Annotated in this window: 15 protein-coding genes; 14 read left to right on the forward strand and 1 reads right to left on the reverse strand. The window is 41.5% G+C overall.

Going from position 1 to position 15,986, the window contains the following annotated elements; translation table 11 throughout:
• A partial coding sequence (locus ACSLUK_RS19560; protein WP_448550481.1) for a transposase occupies nt 1-568 on the forward strand: 568 nt, incomplete at its 5' end.
• A 375-nt stretch (nt 569-943) separates the two neighbouring features.
• Here the strand turns inward: ACSLUK_RS19560 and ACSLUK_RS19565 are convergent.
• Complete coding sequence (locus tag ACSLUK_RS19565; RefSeq protein WP_448550482.1) at nt 944-2,230, reverse strand: citrate synthase; 1,287 nt, start codon at nt 2,228-2,230, stop codon at nt 944-946.
• Nucleotides 2,231-2,637: 407 nt separating this feature from the next.
• On the opposite strand from ACSLUK_RS19565, the gene sdhC reads away from it, so the two are divergent.
• From sdhC to ACSLUK_RS19630, 13 genes are all read left to right on the forward strand, one after another.
• Nucleotides 2,638-3,012, forward strand: coding sequence for a succinate dehydrogenase, cytochrome b556 subunit (sdhC, locus tag ACSLUK_RS19570; protein WP_448550483.1), 375 nt, complete (start codon nt 2,638-2,640; stop codon nt 3,010-3,012).
• Nucleotides 3,006-3,353 carry a succinate dehydrogenase, hydrophobic membrane anchor protein gene (sdhD, locus tag ACSLUK_RS19575; RefSeq protein WP_448550484.1) on the forward strand — a complete coding sequence of 116 codons (348 nt, stop codon included), beginning with the start codon at nt 3,006-3,008 and terminating at the stop codon, nt 3,351-3,353. Before sdhC ends, sdhD begins: the two co-directional genes overlap by 7 nt.
• Nucleotides 3,354-5,120 (forward strand): succinate dehydrogenase flavoprotein subunit, encoded by a 1,767-nt coding sequence (gene sdhA / locus ACSLUK_RS19580; RefSeq protein ID WP_448550485.1) that lies wholly within the window; start codon nt 3,354-3,356, stop codon nt 5,118-5,120.
• An 11-nt stretch (nt 5,121-5,131) separates the two neighbouring features.
• Nucleotides 5,132-5,842, forward strand: coding sequence for a succinate dehydrogenase iron-sulfur subunit (locus ACSLUK_RS19585; protein WP_448550486.1), 711 nt, complete (start codon nt 5,132-5,134; stop codon nt 5,840-5,842).
• A 91-nt stretch (nt 5,843-5,933) separates the two neighbouring features.
• A complete protein-coding gene (locus tag ACSLUK_RS19590) occupies nt 5,934-8,738 on the forward strand; it encodes a 2-oxoglutarate dehydrogenase E1 component (RefSeq protein ID WP_448550487.1) in 2,805 nt (934 codons plus the stop codon).
• Between the two features lie 39 nt (nt 8,739-8,777).
• Nucleotides 8,778-10,265, forward strand: a complete 1,488-nt coding sequence (gene odhB / locus ACSLUK_RS19595) for a 2-oxoglutarate dehydrogenase complex dihydrolipoyllysine-residue succinyltransferase (protein WP_448550488.1) — start codon at nt 8,778-8,780, stop codon at nt 10,263-10,265.
• Nucleotides 10,266-10,501: 236 nt separating this feature from the next.
• Nucleotides 10,502-11,668, forward strand: a complete 1,167-nt coding sequence (gene sucC, locus ACSLUK_RS19600; protein ID WP_448550489.1) for an ADP-forming succinate--CoA ligase subunit beta — start codon at nt 10,502-10,504, stop codon at nt 11,666-11,668.
• Nucleotides 11,668-12,540: a succinate--CoA ligase subunit alpha gene (sucD, locus tag ACSLUK_RS19605; protein ID WP_448550490.1), complete on the forward strand. Its 873-nt coding sequence runs from the start codon at nt 11,668-11,670 to the stop codon at nt 12,538-12,540. The genes sucC and sucD overlap by 1 nt, the downstream gene beginning before the upstream one ends.
• Nucleotides 12,541-12,611: 71 nt before the next feature.
• Nucleotides 12,612-13,145 (forward strand): RHS repeat-associated core domain-containing protein, encoded by a 534-nt coding sequence (locus tag ACSLUK_RS19610; RefSeq protein ID WP_448550491.1) that lies wholly within the window; start codon nt 12,612-12,614, stop codon nt 13,143-13,145.
• A gap of 1 nt (nt 13,146) precedes the next feature.
• Complete coding sequence (locus tag ACSLUK_RS19615) at nt 13,147-13,428, forward strand: hypothetical protein (RefSeq protein WP_448550492.1); 282 nt, start codon at nt 13,147-13,149, stop codon at nt 13,426-13,428.
• Between the two features lies 1 nt (nt 13,429).
• The gene (locus ACSLUK_RS19620) at nt 13,430-13,756 is read left to right on the forward strand and encodes a hypothetical protein (RefSeq protein WP_448550493.1); all 327 of its coding nucleotides are present in this window, start codon (nt 13,430-13,432) and stop codon (nt 13,754-13,756) included.
• 562 nt (nt 13,757-14,318) lie between these two features.
• A complete protein-coding gene (locus ACSLUK_RS19625; protein ID WP_448550494.1) occupies nt 14,319-14,543 on the forward strand; it encodes a hypothetical protein in 225 nt (74 codons plus the stop codon).
• An 80-nt stretch (nt 14,544-14,623) separates the two neighbouring features.
• Nucleotides 14,624-15,604 carry a transposase gene (locus ACSLUK_RS19630; protein WP_448550495.1) on the forward strand — a complete coding sequence of 327 codons (981 nt, stop codon included), beginning with the start codon at nt 14,624-14,626 and terminating at the stop codon, nt 15,602-15,604.
• Nucleotides 15,605-15,986: the final 382 nt, after the last annotated feature.

Consider the following 15,986-nt stretch of genomic DNA (forward strand, 5'->3'; position numbering starts at 1 on the left):
AGGCGTAGCGAGCTTTACGCGAGATTTGCCTTTGATTTTAGAAGATGGTGAAAATGGTTTAACACCTGAGTTCAGAGAAATACTATTCAGGCGATATCAGCAGTTTCAGGCGACAAAGTCTGAACTTAATTGGTATAACCAGAAGTTACAACAAAAGGTTAAATCAGAGAATATATGCCAGAAGTTAATTGCTATACCCGCAGTTGGGCCGATTAACTCGTTTAGCTTGCTCCATTGGTTAGGCGACGGCAAGCAGTTTAAACGAGGAAGAGATGCATCAGCCGCTCTGGGGGTTGTACCTAAGCAATATACCACAGGTGGAAAAGTGCGACAGCAAGGGATTAGCAAGCGAGGGAATAGTCGCTTGCGAGCCAGCTTAGTGCATGGAGCCAGGGCTGTCGTGACACAAGCGATTAAGCAAATGAAAGAAGACAAGTTAAGTTTATGGCTTAGAGGGTTAGTCGAAAGACGCGGTTTTAATAAAGCAGTTGTAGCCCTGGTAAACAAAGTGGTAAGAATCGCTTGGGTGATAGTGGCAAAAGGTGAAACATACCGCCCTGCGGTTTAGTAGACGATTTAACGATAGGTAAAGTTTAACGACAGAGTTGCGCAATGTACTAATACGATGACAACAGAGAGCTCGACCCAGTGAAAACCTGTTCAGGGTGATGGCTTAACAAGCCGACCGTTCGATGAGGACGCTGGGTGCGAAAGATTCATCAAGGCCAGAGGGTAACCTCAACAAACAGGCCGGATATACGTAAGCCATCTGTTTATTTCAAAAAAGTACTTGCACAGCAGGAGGAGACCATATACATCCTGAGTGCGAAGCAATCGAAGGACGCGACATACCGTTTGTCCTGAACATAAAAGACATACCGTTTGTCCTGAACATAAAAAAGGCAGCGAATGCTGCCTTTGTTATGCTAGTTCAACTAACCGATTATCTGTCTTTCAAAGGAACAAATTCACGGTTAATTTCGCCAATGTAGTTTTGACGAGGACGGCCAATCTTTTGACCTGGTTGTCCTAACATTTCATCCCAATGTGAAATCCAGCCAACTGTACGTGACATAGCAAAGATCACTGTGAACATGTTAGTTGGAATACCGATTGCTTTCAGGATAATACCTGAATAAAAATCTACATTTGGATAAAGTTTCTTCTCGATGAAGTATGGGTCTTCAAGTGCTACTTTTTCTAAGGCCATTGCAACGTCAAGTAGTGGATCTTTCACACCAAGTTCATTCAATACTTCATGACACGTTTCACGCATTACGGTAGCGCGAGGGTCGAAGTTTTTATAAACGCGGTGACCAAAGCCCATTAAGCGGAAAGAGTCGTTCTTATCTTTCGCTTTTTTAACAAATTCATCAACGCGGCTTACATCACCGATTTCTTCTAGCATTGTTAAACATGCTTCATTAGCGCCACCGTGAGCAGGACCCCATAATGATGCAACACCTGCAGCGATACACGCATAAGGATTAGCACCAGACGAACCAGCTAAACGTACCGTTGACGTAGATGCATTTTGTTCGTGGTCGGCATGTAATGTGAAGATACGGTCCATTGCTTTAGCAAGTGTTGGACTTACTTTGTATTCTTCAGCAGGTACAGAGAACATCATATGTAAGAAGTTTTCTGCATACGTTAAGTCATTACGTGGATATACGAAAGGTTGACCTATGCTGTACTTGTATGCCATTGCAGCGATCGTCGGCATTTTAGCGATTAAACGATGCGCACTACGCATACGTTGATCAGCTGCATTTATATCTAGATCTGAATGGTAGAAAGACGACATTGCGCCAACAACACCACATAACATCGCCATTGGGTGAGCATCTGGCAAAAAGCCTTGGAAGAAATGCGCAAGTTTTTCATGAACCATTGTATGGTTCGTGATAATGCTCTTGAAATCGTCGTATTGTGATTTAGTTGGTGCTTCACCGTTTAGCAAAATGTAACAAACTTCTAGGTAATCTGCGTCTTTTGCCAGTGCATCAATTGGGTAACCCCTGTGTTGCAATACACCTTTACCACCGTCGATAAATGTAATTGCGGACTCACATGATGCTGTTGCTAAAAAGCCTGGATCGTAAGTGAAATAGCCTGCGCCACCTAGTGTGCGGATGTCGATAACATCGTTACCAGCTGTACCTTTTAGAATTGGTAACTCAGCGATAACTTTACCGTCTATACTTATTGAGGCCTTTGAATCAGCCATATGTTTTATCCCCTATCAATTTTTTAATCCGGCACTAACTGAAAAGTTAGTCAGATTTTATGAATATAAAACTGCTCGGTATTCTACTTCAAAGTACCCCCTCAAAGTCAAACCAATTGTTATAAGATTAGACTAATTACGTAATAACGATGGTGAATGGTCAAAATTTCGCCGCAAGCCTTTAAAATAGCACGAAAATTGTGTACTAAGAAAATTGTAATTAATAATTTTCAGCTATATAATCAGGCTGATCTAAGCTTTGTTTACGCATTCGTATGTAATTCGTGAAATATTAGCTAAGATCTTTGGGGGGTTACTCATAAAATTTTATATAATTATAAGTTATGTAAATGGTGTGGGTGGCAAAAAAAAAAGTTGAAGGCTCACTGAGCTGTTAGGCGAAAATCGTGAAAAAAGAACGTCCAGTAAACCTAGACCTTACCACAATAAAAATGCATCCTGCAGCTAATGCATCAATATTACACCGTATTTCTGGTGTGATTATGGTATTTGCCATTGGTATCTTGTTGTGGACACTATCATTATCTTTATCTTCTGCTGAAGGATTCGAACAAGTTAAATCATTACTTGACGGTGTATTCTTCAAATTAATCATTATTGGCATTGTTTCAGCGCTTTTATATCACTTATTGGGTGGTATCAGACATTTATTAATGGATCTTGGTCACTTTGAAGAGAAAGCTTCAGGTAACGCAAGCGCTAAGGCTATTATTGTTTTGTGGATTGTATTAACAGTGCTAGCGGGAGTTAAATTATGGTAAATAACGCAGCAACTGTAGGCCGTAGTGGCGTACATGACTTTATACTACTTCGCGCAAGTGCAGTTATTTTAGCAATATATACTTTTTATATACTTGGCTTTTTTATCACGACACCTGAAGTAACCTTCGAAATTTGGCAAGGCTTCTTTGCAAACCTTTGTACTAAAGTACTGACTGTGCTTGCTTTGTTTAGCTTACTTATCCATGCGTGGATTGGCGTATGGCAAGTATTGTCTGATTATGTAAAACCAGCGTTTTTACGCGGTGTGTTACAGTTCTTTTTTGCCGTAACGTTACTAGCATATTTAGTAGCTGGCCTATTAACAGTGTGGGGTGTGTAAGTGAGCGTTCCAGTTCGTGAATTTGACGCCATTGTAATTGGCGCAGGCGGCGCGGGTATGCGCGCAGCATTAGCAATTTCTGAATCAGGGCAATCGTGTGCACTGATTTCTAAAGTATTTCCAACTCGTTCTCATACTGTGTCTGCACAAGGTGGTATCACAGTAGCGCTAGGTAATGCGCACGAAGATAATTGGGAATACCATATGTACGATACGGTAAAAGGTTCTGATTTTATTGGTGACCAAGACGCTATCGAGTACATGTGTAAAACTGGCCCAGAAGCAATTATTGAACTTGAAAACATGGGCTTACCATTTTCTCGTTTCGAAAATGGTAAAGTTTACCAACGTCCTTTCGGTGGTCAGTCTAAAGAATTTGGTGGCGAACAAGCTGCACGTACTGCAGCGGCAGCTGACCGTACGGGTCACGCATTGTTACATTGTTTGTACCAACAAAATGTTAAAAATAAAACCAACGTATTTTCAGAATGGTATGCATTAGATCTAGTTAAAAATGCAGACGGTTCAGTGGTTGGTTGTACGGCTGTTTGTATTGAAACAGGCGAAGTTGTTTACTTTAAAGCGCGCGCAACCGTATTAGCTACTGGTGGTGCGGGTCGTATTTTCGCTTCAACAACTAACGCGCACATTAATACAGGTGACGGTGTTGGTATGTCACTTCGTGCTGGCATTCAAATGCAAGACATGGAAATGTGGCAGTTCCACCCAACAGGTATTGCTGGTGCTGGTGTACTAGTAACTGAAGGTTGTCGTGGTGAAGGTGGTTACTTACTGAATAAAGATGGCGAGCGTTTCATGGAACGTTATGCGCCTAATGCCAAAGACTTAGCGGGTCGTGACGTTGTTGCTCGTTCAATGATGACAGAGATCCGTGAAGGTCGTGGTTGTGACGGTCCTTGGGGTCCACACATTAAGCTTAAGTTAGATCACTTAGGTCGCGAAACGTTAAACCAACGCTTACCGGGTGTTTGTGATTTATCGAAAACATTCGCTCACGTTGATCCAGCAGAAGAGCCGATTCCTGTTATTCCTACATGTCACTATCAAATGGGTGGTGTCCCTTGTAATGTTAACGGTCAGGCAATTACGATTGACGCAAATGGCGAAGAGAAGCTTGTAGAAGGTTTGTTCGCGGTAGGTGAGATTGCTTGTGTATCAGTACATGGTGCGAACCGCTTAGGTGGTAACTCATTGCTTGATTTAGTTGTATTTGGTCGTGCAGCGGGTAACTTCTTAGGCAAGTACTTAGCAGAAACTCAACTTGATAAAGAAGCGTCAGCATCTGATTTAGAATCAAGCTTGTCGCGTTACAATCGTTGGGAAGGTTCGGATAAGGGTGAAGATCCTGTTCAAATCCGTAAAGACCTACAACAGTGCATGCAGTTAAACTTCTCGGTATTCCGCGAAGGTGAAGCAATGGCTCAGGGCATGAAAGAGCTTACTGAGATTCGTGAGCGTCTTAAGCATGCGAAACTTGACGACAAGTCTTCAGAGTTCAACACACAACGTATTGAGTGTTTAGAGCTAGATAACTTGATGGAAACAGCTTTCTGTACAGCTAAAGCTGCAAACTTCCGTACAGAAAGCCGTGGTGCGCACGCGCGTCAGGACTTTACTGAACGTGACGATGACAACTGGTTATGTCATAGCATTTACACGCCTGAGACTGAAGAAATGTCTAAGCGTGGTGTAAACATGGCACCTGTACATCGTGAAGCATTTCCACCTAAAGTTAGAACTTACTAGGAGCATTAAAGATGAAGCAGATTTTTTCAATCTATCGCTACAACCCAGATGTTGATAATGCGCCTTATATGAAAGATTATGAACTGGAAATTCCTGAAGGTTCAGACATGATGGTACTTGATGCGCTAATCTTGTTAAAAGAGCAAGATCCAACGCTATCATTTAGACGCTCATGTCGTGAAGGAGTTTGTGGTTCAGATGGTTTGAACATGAATGGTAAAAACGGTTTGGCTTGTATTACGCCATTATCAGCAGTTAAAGCGAAGAAAATCGTTTTACGCCCGTTACCTGGATTGCCGGTTGTGCGTGATTTAATTATCGACATGACACAATTTTACAATCAGTATGAAAAAATCAGACCATACTTAATTAACGATGGCAAAAACCAGCCAGCAAGAGAGCACTTACAATCGATTGAAGATCGTGAAAAATTAGACGGTCTTTACGAGTGTATCTTATGTGCTTGTTGCTCTACGTCTTGTCCTTCTTTCTGGTGGAATCCAGATAAGTTCATTGGACCAGCTGGATTATTACATGCCTATCGTTTCTTAATCGACAGCCGTGATACAGCAACGGATGAGCGATTAGACGATTTACAAGATGCCTACAGCGTTTTCCGTTGTCACGGTATCATGAACTGTGTTGACGTTTGTCCGAAAGGATTGAACCCAACAAAAGCTATCGGCCATATCAAGTCGATGCTATTAACTAGGGCTGTTTAATAAAGTATTGCGGGAAAGCACTTTGGTGTATTCCCGCTTATTTTGTTAGATATGAATATTTATTGCTTTAATCCCAATAAAGGAACAGGCAATGCCAGAAGGTGTAATGAAGGCTTGGTTTGAGTCTTCCCATTTTAGCGGTGGTAATACTGCTTACATTGAAGAGTTATATGAATCTTACCTCGATAATTCGCAATCTGTTTCTGCAGAGTGGCGCGAAATTTTCGAAAATCTTCCTAAAATTGAAGGTGCTGATATTGAGTACCGACATTCTGCTATTCGCGAAGAGTTTAAAGAACTAGCGAAGCAGCCACATCGCGCGGTTGTACTTTCTGGTGGTTCTGATGCTAAACAGGTTAAAGTGTTACAGCTCATTAATGCTTTTCGTTTTCGCGGTCATCAAAATGCCAACCTTGATCCTTTAGGATTATGGAAGCGTGACAAAGTACGTGATTTGCAATTATCGCATCACGATTTGTCTGAAAATGACTACGATAAAGAATTCAATGTTGGTTCGTTTGCCAGTGGCCAGGACACAATGAAATTAGGCGACTTGTACAACGCGCTTAAAAATACATATTGTGGTTCTATTGGTGCAGAATACATGCACATGACTTCTACTGAAGAAAAGCGATGGATTCAACACCGCCTTGAATCAGTGCAGTCACAAGCAAAACTTTCAGTTGAAGAAAAAGAAGAGATTCTTAAAGGTTTAATTGCTGCCGATGGTCTAGAGAAGTATTTAGGTGCTAAATTTCCAGGTGCCAAACGTTTCTCGCTAGAAGGTGGTGATAGCTTAGTTCCAATGCTTAAAGAGCTAATTACCCGCGCTGGTGTTCATGGCACCAAAGAAGTGGTTGTTGGTATGGCTCACCGTGGTCGCTTAAACGTACTTATTAACGTGATGGGTAAAAACCCAACTATGTTGTTTGATGAGTTCAGTGGTAAGCACGACGAAGCATTAGGTTCAGGTGACGTTAAGTATCACCAAGGCTACTCTTCTGATTTTGTTACACCGGGTGGTAATGTTCATTTAGCATTAGCGTTTAACCCATCTCATTTAGAGATTGTAAATCCAGTGGTTATGGGCTCAGTTAGAGCACGTTTAGACCGCCGCGATTGTAATCAAGGTGACTTAGTTCTACCTATTACTATACATGGTGATTCTGCAATCGCAGGTCAAGGTGTGGTACAAGAAACCTTCAACATGTCGCAAGCTCGCGCGTTCAAGGTTGGTGGTAGTATTCGCATTGTTGTCAATAACCAAGTTGGTTTTACAACGTCTAATCCTGAAGATACACGTTCAGGGGAATACTGTACTGAAATTGCAAAAATGGTACAGGCACCGATTCTTCATGTTAATGGTGACGACCCTGAAGCAGTAATCTTAGCGACGCAAATCGCCCTAGACTTTAGAAACAAATTTAAGCGTGATGTAGTTATCGATTTAGTTTGTTATCGCCGCCATGGCCATAACGAAGCTGATGAGCCTAATGCAACGCAGCCGTTGATGTACCAAAAGGTGAAGAAACATCCTACACCACGTCAGCTTTATGCGGACAAGCTAAACGCAGAAGGCAGTATCGCGCTAGACAAATCTAACGAAATGACTGCCTATTATCGTAAGTTATTAGACGAAGGCCAATGTACTGTAGAACAATGGCGTCCGATGACAGAGCATTCGGTAGATTGGACACCTTTCTTAGGCCATGACTGGGATGATGAATACGATCATGAGATTTCATTAGATAAATTGAAGTCGTTAGCCGAGAGTATTTCTTCTTATCCTGACGATCACCCGATTCAGTCGCGTGTAAAGAAAATTTACGATGATCGTAAGAAGATGGCTGCTGGTGAAAAATTGCTTGATTGGGGCTTTGCAGAAAACTTAGCGTACGCGGCGATTGTTGACGAAGGTAAGCGTGTTCGTATTACGGGTCAAGATGCTGGACGTGGTACTTTCTTCCACAGACATGCAGTTTTACATAACCAAAATGATGCTAGCACTTATTTACCACTACAAAACGTGAGAGAAGGTCAGGGACCTTTCGATATTCATGATTCAGTGTTATCTGAAGTGTCAGTACTTGCATTTGAATACGGTTATACAACTGCGGAGCCAAATGGTTTAACGATTTGGGAAGCACAATTTGGTGATTTTGCTAACTGTGCACAAGTTGTCTTTGACCAATTCATCAGTTCAGGTGAACAAAAGTGGGGGCGTTTATGCGGTCTTACAATGTTGTTACCACATGGTTATGAAGGCCAGGGTCCTGAGCATTCATCAGCAAGACTAGAGCGTTACTTACAGCTTTGTGCAGACCATAATATGCAAGTGTGTATTCCGTCTACACCAGCACAAGTATTTAATATGTTGCGTCGTCAAGTGGTGCGTCCAATGAGACGTCCATTAATCGTAATGTCACCTAAATCGTTACTACGTCATCCGTTAGCAGTTTCTTCATTAGAAGACTTAGCGACGGGTGAATATCAGAATGTGATTGGTGAAATTGATGATATCGATCCAGCGAAGGTTGAACGCGTTGTTTTCTGTAGTGGTAAGGTTTATTACGAGCTATTAGAACAACGTCGTAAGAATGAACAGGATAATATTGCGATTATTCGTATTGAGCAACTTTATCCATTCCCTGAAGCCGAGCTTGCTAAAGAGTTGGAGAAATACCAACACGTTAAGCAGTTTGTTTGGTGTCAGGAAGAACCGCAAAACCAAGGTGCGTGGTACTGTTCACAGCATCACTTCAGAGCGGCAATTCCTGAGGGTACGTATTTGACATATGCCGGACGTAAAGCGTCTGCTGCACCAGCTGTTGGTTATATGTCTGTCCATGTTAAAGAGCAACAAGCGCTAGTCAATGATGCGCTAAATGTCGAATAGACAGTTGTTGATTAGAGTTTGTGAGTAAGGAATAAATTAATGACAACCGAAATTAAGGTTCCCGTTTTACCTGAATCAGTTGCAGATGCAACAGTAGCTACTTGGCATGTACAAGTAGGCGATAGCGTTTCAAGAGACCAAGTACTTGTTGATATTGAAACAGACAAAGTTGTACTTGAAGTACCAGCAACCTCTGACGGTGTAATTACTGCTATCAATGAAGCAGAAGGTGCGACAGTGTTAGGCGAACAAGTAATTGCTATTTTAGAAGCAGGCGCAACTGCTGATGCGAAACCTGCGGCAGAAGCGGCAGCACCTAGCGTGCCAGCAGCTTCTGGTAAAGTAATCGATATCGTTGTTCCAGTATTGCCAGAGTCAGTTGCTGATGCAACCGTTGCTACATGGCACGTCGCTGAAGGTGATAGTGTTTCACGTGACCAACAGCTAGTCGATATTGAAACGGATAAAGTTGTACTTGAAGTTGTTGCTCAAGACGATGGTGTAATTGGTAAAATTTTGCACGCTGACGGCGAAACTGTTTTAGGTGAGCAAAAGATTGGTGAACTAAATGCTGGTGCAACTGCATCGGCTGGTTCTGCGCCTGCTGCAGCTGACGAAACACCAGCTTCAGGTGATGAAATTGCTAGCCCATCTGTACGTCGTTTAATGACTGAAAAAGGTTTAACAGCCAATGATGTTAAGGGTACAGGCAAAGGCGGACGTATTACTAAAGAAGACGTAGAAGCGGCAACAAAAGCTCCTGCGGCTCCTGCAAAAGCGGCAGCACCTGCAGCATCAGCTCCGGCGGCATCTGCAGCATTAGGTGAGCGTACACAAAAACGTGTACCTATGACACGTTTACGTAAAACAATCGCTAACCGTTTACTTGAAGCGAAAAACTCAACAGCTATGTTGACGACTTTCAACGAAGTAAACATGAAGCCAATCATGGATCTTCGTAAGCAATACAAAGATGTATTTGAAGAGCGTCATGGTTCACGTTTAGGCTTTATGTCGTTTTACGTGAAAGCAGTTACAGAGGCACTTAAGCGCTTCCCTGCTGTTAACGCATCAATCGATGGTGATGATATTGTTTATCACAACTTCTTCGATGTTTCGATTGCCGTTTCTACACCGCGTGGCCTAGTAACGCCAGTATTGCGCGATGCTGACCAATTAAGCATGGCGGGCATTGAGAAGGGCATTCGCGATTTAGCGATTAAAGGCCGTGACGGCAAGCTAACTATGGACGAAATGTTAGGTGGTAACTTCACTATTACTAATGGTGGGGTATTTGGTAGCTTGATTTCAACGCCTATTATCAACTTGCCACAAACAGCGATTTTGGGTATGCACAAAATTCAAGATCGTCCAATGGCAGTTAACGGTAAGGTAGAAATCTTACCTATGATGTACTTAGCATTATCTTACGATCACCGTTTAATTGACGGTAAAGAGTCTGTTGGCTTCTTGGTAACAATTAAAGAGTTACTAGAAGATCCAACACGCTTGCTTTTAGATATCTAATCGCTATTTTTGCATAAAGCTAAAGCCGTGTTTTTGTTAAACACGGCTTTTTTATTTGTTAATTTTTATGTTTGTTAAATCAACACAAAAAAAAATATACAATCTTGACTATAGTATTAGTGCTAAGGGGTTTGTTCTTTAGAGCTTTTGTACTATACTTGGGCGACTTTTCACAGGTAGCTGAACTTGTAAAGTTTGGTTGCCAATATCATTTACAGATAAATGGATAAAACACCATGAATTTGCATGAGTATCAAGCGAAACAATTATTCGCTGAATATGGTTTACCAGTTTCTGAAGGTTATGCTTGCGATACACCTCAAGAAGCTGCTGAAGCTGCTGACAAAATTGGCGGCGATATGTGGGTTGTTAAGGCACAGGTTCACGCCGGTGGCCGTGGTAAAGCTGGCGGTGTTAAGCTAGTTAAAACCAAAGAAGAAATCAAAGATTTTGCTCAAAACTGGTTAGGTAAAAACTTAGTTACGTATCAAACAGATGCTAACGGTCAACCAGTGGCTAAAATTTTAGTTGAGAGCTGCACCGACATCGCTAACGAATTATACCTTGGCGCTGTAGTAGACCGTGGTACTCGTCGTGTTGTTTTCATGGCATCAACTGAAGGCGGTGTAGACATCGAAACAGTTGCTGAAGAAACACCACTCTTAATTCACAAAGCTGCGATTGACCCATTAGTAGGTCCTCAAGCTTACCAAGCACGTGAATTAGGTTTCAAACTTGGCCTAAACCCAACACAAATGAAGCAATTCGTTAAGATTTTCATGGGCTTAGGTAACATGTTCATCGAACATGATTTCGCATTACTTGAAATCAACCCGTTAGTTATCACTGAAGAAGGTAACTTACATTGTCTTGACGGCAAAATTGGTGTTGATTCAAATGCGTTATACCGTCAACCAAAAATCCGCGCTATGCACGATCCTTCGCAAGAAGACGAGCGTGAAGCACATGCTGCACAGTGGGAATTAAACTACGTAGCATTAGACGGAAACGTAGGTTGTATGGTTAACGGTGCTGGCCTTGCAATGGGTACAATGGACATCGTTAACTTACACGGCGGTAAGCCAGCTAACTTCCTTGATGTTGGTGGTGGTGCTACTAAAGAACGTGTATCAGAAGCATTCAAAATCATCCTTTCTGACGACAACGTTAAAGCTGTATTGGTTAACATTTTCGGTGGTATTGTTCGTTGTGACATGATCGCTGAAGGTATCATCGGTGCTGTTAAAGAAGTAGGTGTTGAAGTGCCAGTAGTAGTACGTTTGGAAGGTACTAACGCTGAAGCTGGTCGTGAAGTACTAGCTAACTCTGGCTTAGCAATCATCGCTGCTGAATCTTTAACTGATGCTGCAACTAAAGTTGTTGCTGCTGCGGAGGGCAAATAATGTCTGTATTAATTAACAAAGATACTAAAGTTATCTGTCAAGGTTTCACAGGTGGTCAAGGTACTTTCCACTCTGAGCAAGCTATCGCTTACGGCACACAAATGGTTGGTGGTGTATCACCAGGCAAAGGCGGACAAGAGCACTTAGGGTTACCAGTATTCAATACTGTTCGTGAAGCTGTTGAAGCAACTGGCGCAACTGCGACAGTAATCTACGTACCAGCACCATTTTGTAAAGATGCAATTTTAGAAGCTATCGACGCAGGTATCGAGCTAATCGTAACTATCACTGAAGGCATTCCTACATTAGACATGCTTGACGTTAAAGTGAAGCTTGAAGAAACTGGCGTACGCATGATCGGTCCAAACTGTCCGGGTGTTATCACTCCGGGTGAAACTAAGATCGGCATCATGCCAGGTCACATTCACAAGCCAGGTAAAGTAGGTATCGTATCTCGTTCAGGTACACTAACTTACGAAGCAGTTAAGCAAACAACTGATGCTGGTTTTGGTCAATCAACATGTGTTGGTATTGGTGGTGACCCAATCCCAGGTACTAACTTCATTGATGTACTTGAAATGTTCCAAAACGACCCACAAACTGAAGCAATCGTAATGATTGGTGAAATTGGTGGTACTGCGGAAGAAGAAGCGGCTGAGTACATCAAAGCTAACGTAACTAAGCCTGTAGTTTCTTACATCGCTGGTGTTACTGCTCCTCCGGGCAAGCGTATGGGTCATGCTGGTGCAATTATCGCTGGTGGTAAAGGTACTGCTGACGAGAAATTTGCTGCATTAGAAGCAGCTGGTGTTAAAACTGTACGTTCACTAGCTGACATCGGTGTTGCACTAAAAGAGAAAGCTGGTTGGTAAGCTGACGCTTAACAATTTGTTATTCTTATAAAAAAGGTCGCTTATGCGACCTTTTTTGTTTGTGAATTTATATGCAGGCACGATACTATGATCCAGTCATAGGTCGTTTCTATTCGAATGATCCGGTGGATACTTTAGGGCATTTTGAAGCTGGTAATGGAGCATTTGGCTTTAATCGATATGCATATGCTAACAATAACCCGTATAAGTATGTTGATCCTGACGGGCAACTTGTTCAATTCGTTATTGTTGCAGCAGCTAGGTGTGCTACGAACTCAGCATGTAGACAAACCGTAATAAAGGCTTCGAAGAAGGCAATTGATTACATAAAGAAAGGCGGTAAACGAAATCGACATACGGATCGCCATGTAACAAAGAAGAAATATGAGCAGAAAAGTAAATTCAAAAAACCAAGTGAGATGGATAAGCTAAGTGAAAAAACCGTTAAAAAACCTGATAGAGTTCAAGACCAAGGTGACAGAGTTAGAGTAGAAAAGGACTTTAATAAAGAAATCGGAACGAAAGGCGAAAAAACAAACGTGACCGTCATTGATAAAAAGACTGGTGATAGAGTAACCCAGTTTCCAAAGAAGACTGATAATTAGCATGGGCGTAGAATTTATACTTAAAAACAACGGTACTGAGGTTTCTCTTAATCATACGGACTTTAATATACTTGAACCTGCGTTTGAGTTTTTGAAGTCCAAAACAGGATTGTTTGTTGATGAATACTCAGATGGAAGAATAAGCCCAGTTCATGCGAAGCTTTTATATCAATTCATTAATGAAAGAGTTGATATAAGTGGTCGTACTTCATTGGTTGAATTTAAGGAGTTGCTTGTTAGCAGCTCAAACAAAAACTTATGGATTGAGTATATAGGTGAATAAGTTGAATACTGAGTTTGAAGTTGGTCAATTGTGGAAGTGTAGCTCTGTCTCATCAAACAGTCAGCACAAAGCTATTATTGTAAGTTTTGATAGTTTTAAAGACGAAGACGTAGTCGGAGTCGCTATCCTCTCAGAGGATTCTGGTAGCGCCCCCTTTATGCCGTTTTCAATTAAAGCATTTTCAGCATCTGTGCTAGAGCTAATTGATTCTGGTAAAGACGTTAGTAGTTTTGTTGACGGTTATAACTACTGGAAAGAGCTGTATGTTGATGGAGAAGCTGGTGTTTACGATATATCGGTTGATGAAGTTCTTAATCTAGACAACTAACTGATAAACTGGGACACCCATTCTTTTGAATCCAAAGCCTCGAAAGTTTAACTAAGACACCCACAGTTATTTGCGTGTTTTTATCTCTCAACTAGACTTGTGAAAACGGAAATTTTAAAAATATAGATAACTAGGCCACCCATAATTATTTGCAGATAATTCCTCCTCGACTAGACTTGTGAAAACGGAATTTTAACGAGTCTAGGAGAGACCATGCCCAAACCTCGGGCAATTAATTAAGACACTCATAATTGAATGCCTCATTTTTGAGGCATCTTTGTGACTTACTAGGACACCCATAATTAAATGCCTCATTCTTTGGGGCATTCTAGTATCTTAATCAGGCAAAATTGTCAGTTGGTTGGGCAATGATTATCGGTTTAGTTGGTCAGTTGCTATCGGCGAGTTGAGCAAATGGAGACAACGCCACTACATTATCAGTAGTATCAGTAAATAACGGCAACGTGAGTAGTAATATTATATAGAGAGTAAAAGGTTTATCCTTGATTTTAAATCAGCTTTCTGTAGTTTGTTAGCAACTTAAACAGGGAGGTTTTGTACAATGGAAGCAAAAAACAGACATTACGATGCGTGGGAGCTCATTCACGATGGCAAAATCATTTTAGCTAAGGAATTATTGAAACAACTCAATGCCGATGAAGTATTCAGGCAAATTGTGAGAAAGCGCTCTAATGAACAATCAGATTATTTACTCTGTCGCCATTGCAAAACAAAGGTACACCATAGAGAGCCATCTGCTGTATGCCCTTATGTAAAGAATAACTAAGACACCCACAGTTATTTGCGTGTTTTCATCTCTTGACTAGACTTGTGAAAACGGAAATTTTAATAAGTCTAGGAGAGACAATGCCCAAACCTAGGGAGCAACAAATTAGTTTAAGTGACACACCGTATTATCATGTGTGTAGTAGAGTGGTTCGCCAAGCGTATTTATGTGGTGTAGATAAACATAGTGGTCAAAGTTATGAACATCGTCGTGATTGGGTTGAGCAACGTATTCACCAACTTTCTCAAGTATATTCTATTGATATCTGTGCCTATGCAGTGATGCATAATCATTTACACCTTGTATTACATGTGGATGTTGAACAAGCAAACACGTGGTCAAACGAAGAAGTAGTTGCCCGTTGGCATATGTTGTTCAAAGGAACCTTGCTCACACAACGATTTGCAAAGCAAGAGCCACTGAAACCATATGAACTTGCTACGATAGCAAGCTGTGTCGAAGAGTATCGCAAAAGATTAATGGATATTAGTTGGTTTATGCGCTCACTCAACGAGTTTATTGCTCGCAAAGCCAATACTGAAGATAAATGCACGGGGCGATTTTGGGAAGGGCGTTTTAAATCTCAAGCGTTACTTGATGAGGCGGCGCTATTATCTTGCATGGCTTACGTTGATTTAAACCCGGTAAGAGCAAACATAGCGCCAACGCCAGAGCATTCAGACTACACGAGTATTCAACAAAGAATTAAATCTGCCATTAATGGCAAGCAGCCTAAAGAACTCGCAAAATTTATCGGCAATGACCAAAAAGATAAAATCAAAGGGATACGATACAGCCTGATGGACTATTTAACGCTCGTAGACATTACAGGGCGAATCGTAAGGCAGGACAAACGTGGTGTAATTGACGCCAATGCCCTTACAATCCTTAATAGACTGAATATAGCGCAAGAAAACTGGTTGAAAATTGCGACTGAGTTTGAACAGATATTTACACGGGCAGTAGGCTCATCCGAGCGACTAACTAAGTACTATGAGAATGTGGGTATTTCAAGGCGACATGGTATTGCTAATAGTAGACGGTGGTTTTCTACGGGCTAAACCTTACAAGCACCAAATTTATTTGAAATTACGTAATTGGCTTAAGAAGTTAAGTCATGCTTTCCTTCGTGCGAAATATAGCAGCTAGCTCACAAACTCAGGTAAAGAATCACTATTGTCCCATTTGAGAGAGTATGAATTATGGGTGGCCTATTTCGCCTCTCCATTTGAGAGAGTAATTTATGTGAAGCTAAAGTCGCAGTAGTACAAATATGTTAGTTAATGGGGGCTTTTGATCATAAAGTTTGGGAGTGTATGTAGTGGCATAGTTAATTTGGCCACCTGATTAGAGGTGTTAATATACACCTTATGAACTTACAGGTGAAACAATGACTAAAAGAACCAGACGTACATTTAGCGCAGAATTCAAACTAGAAGCTGC

The sequence above is a fragment of the Thalassotalea fusca genome, assembly GCF_053485835.1.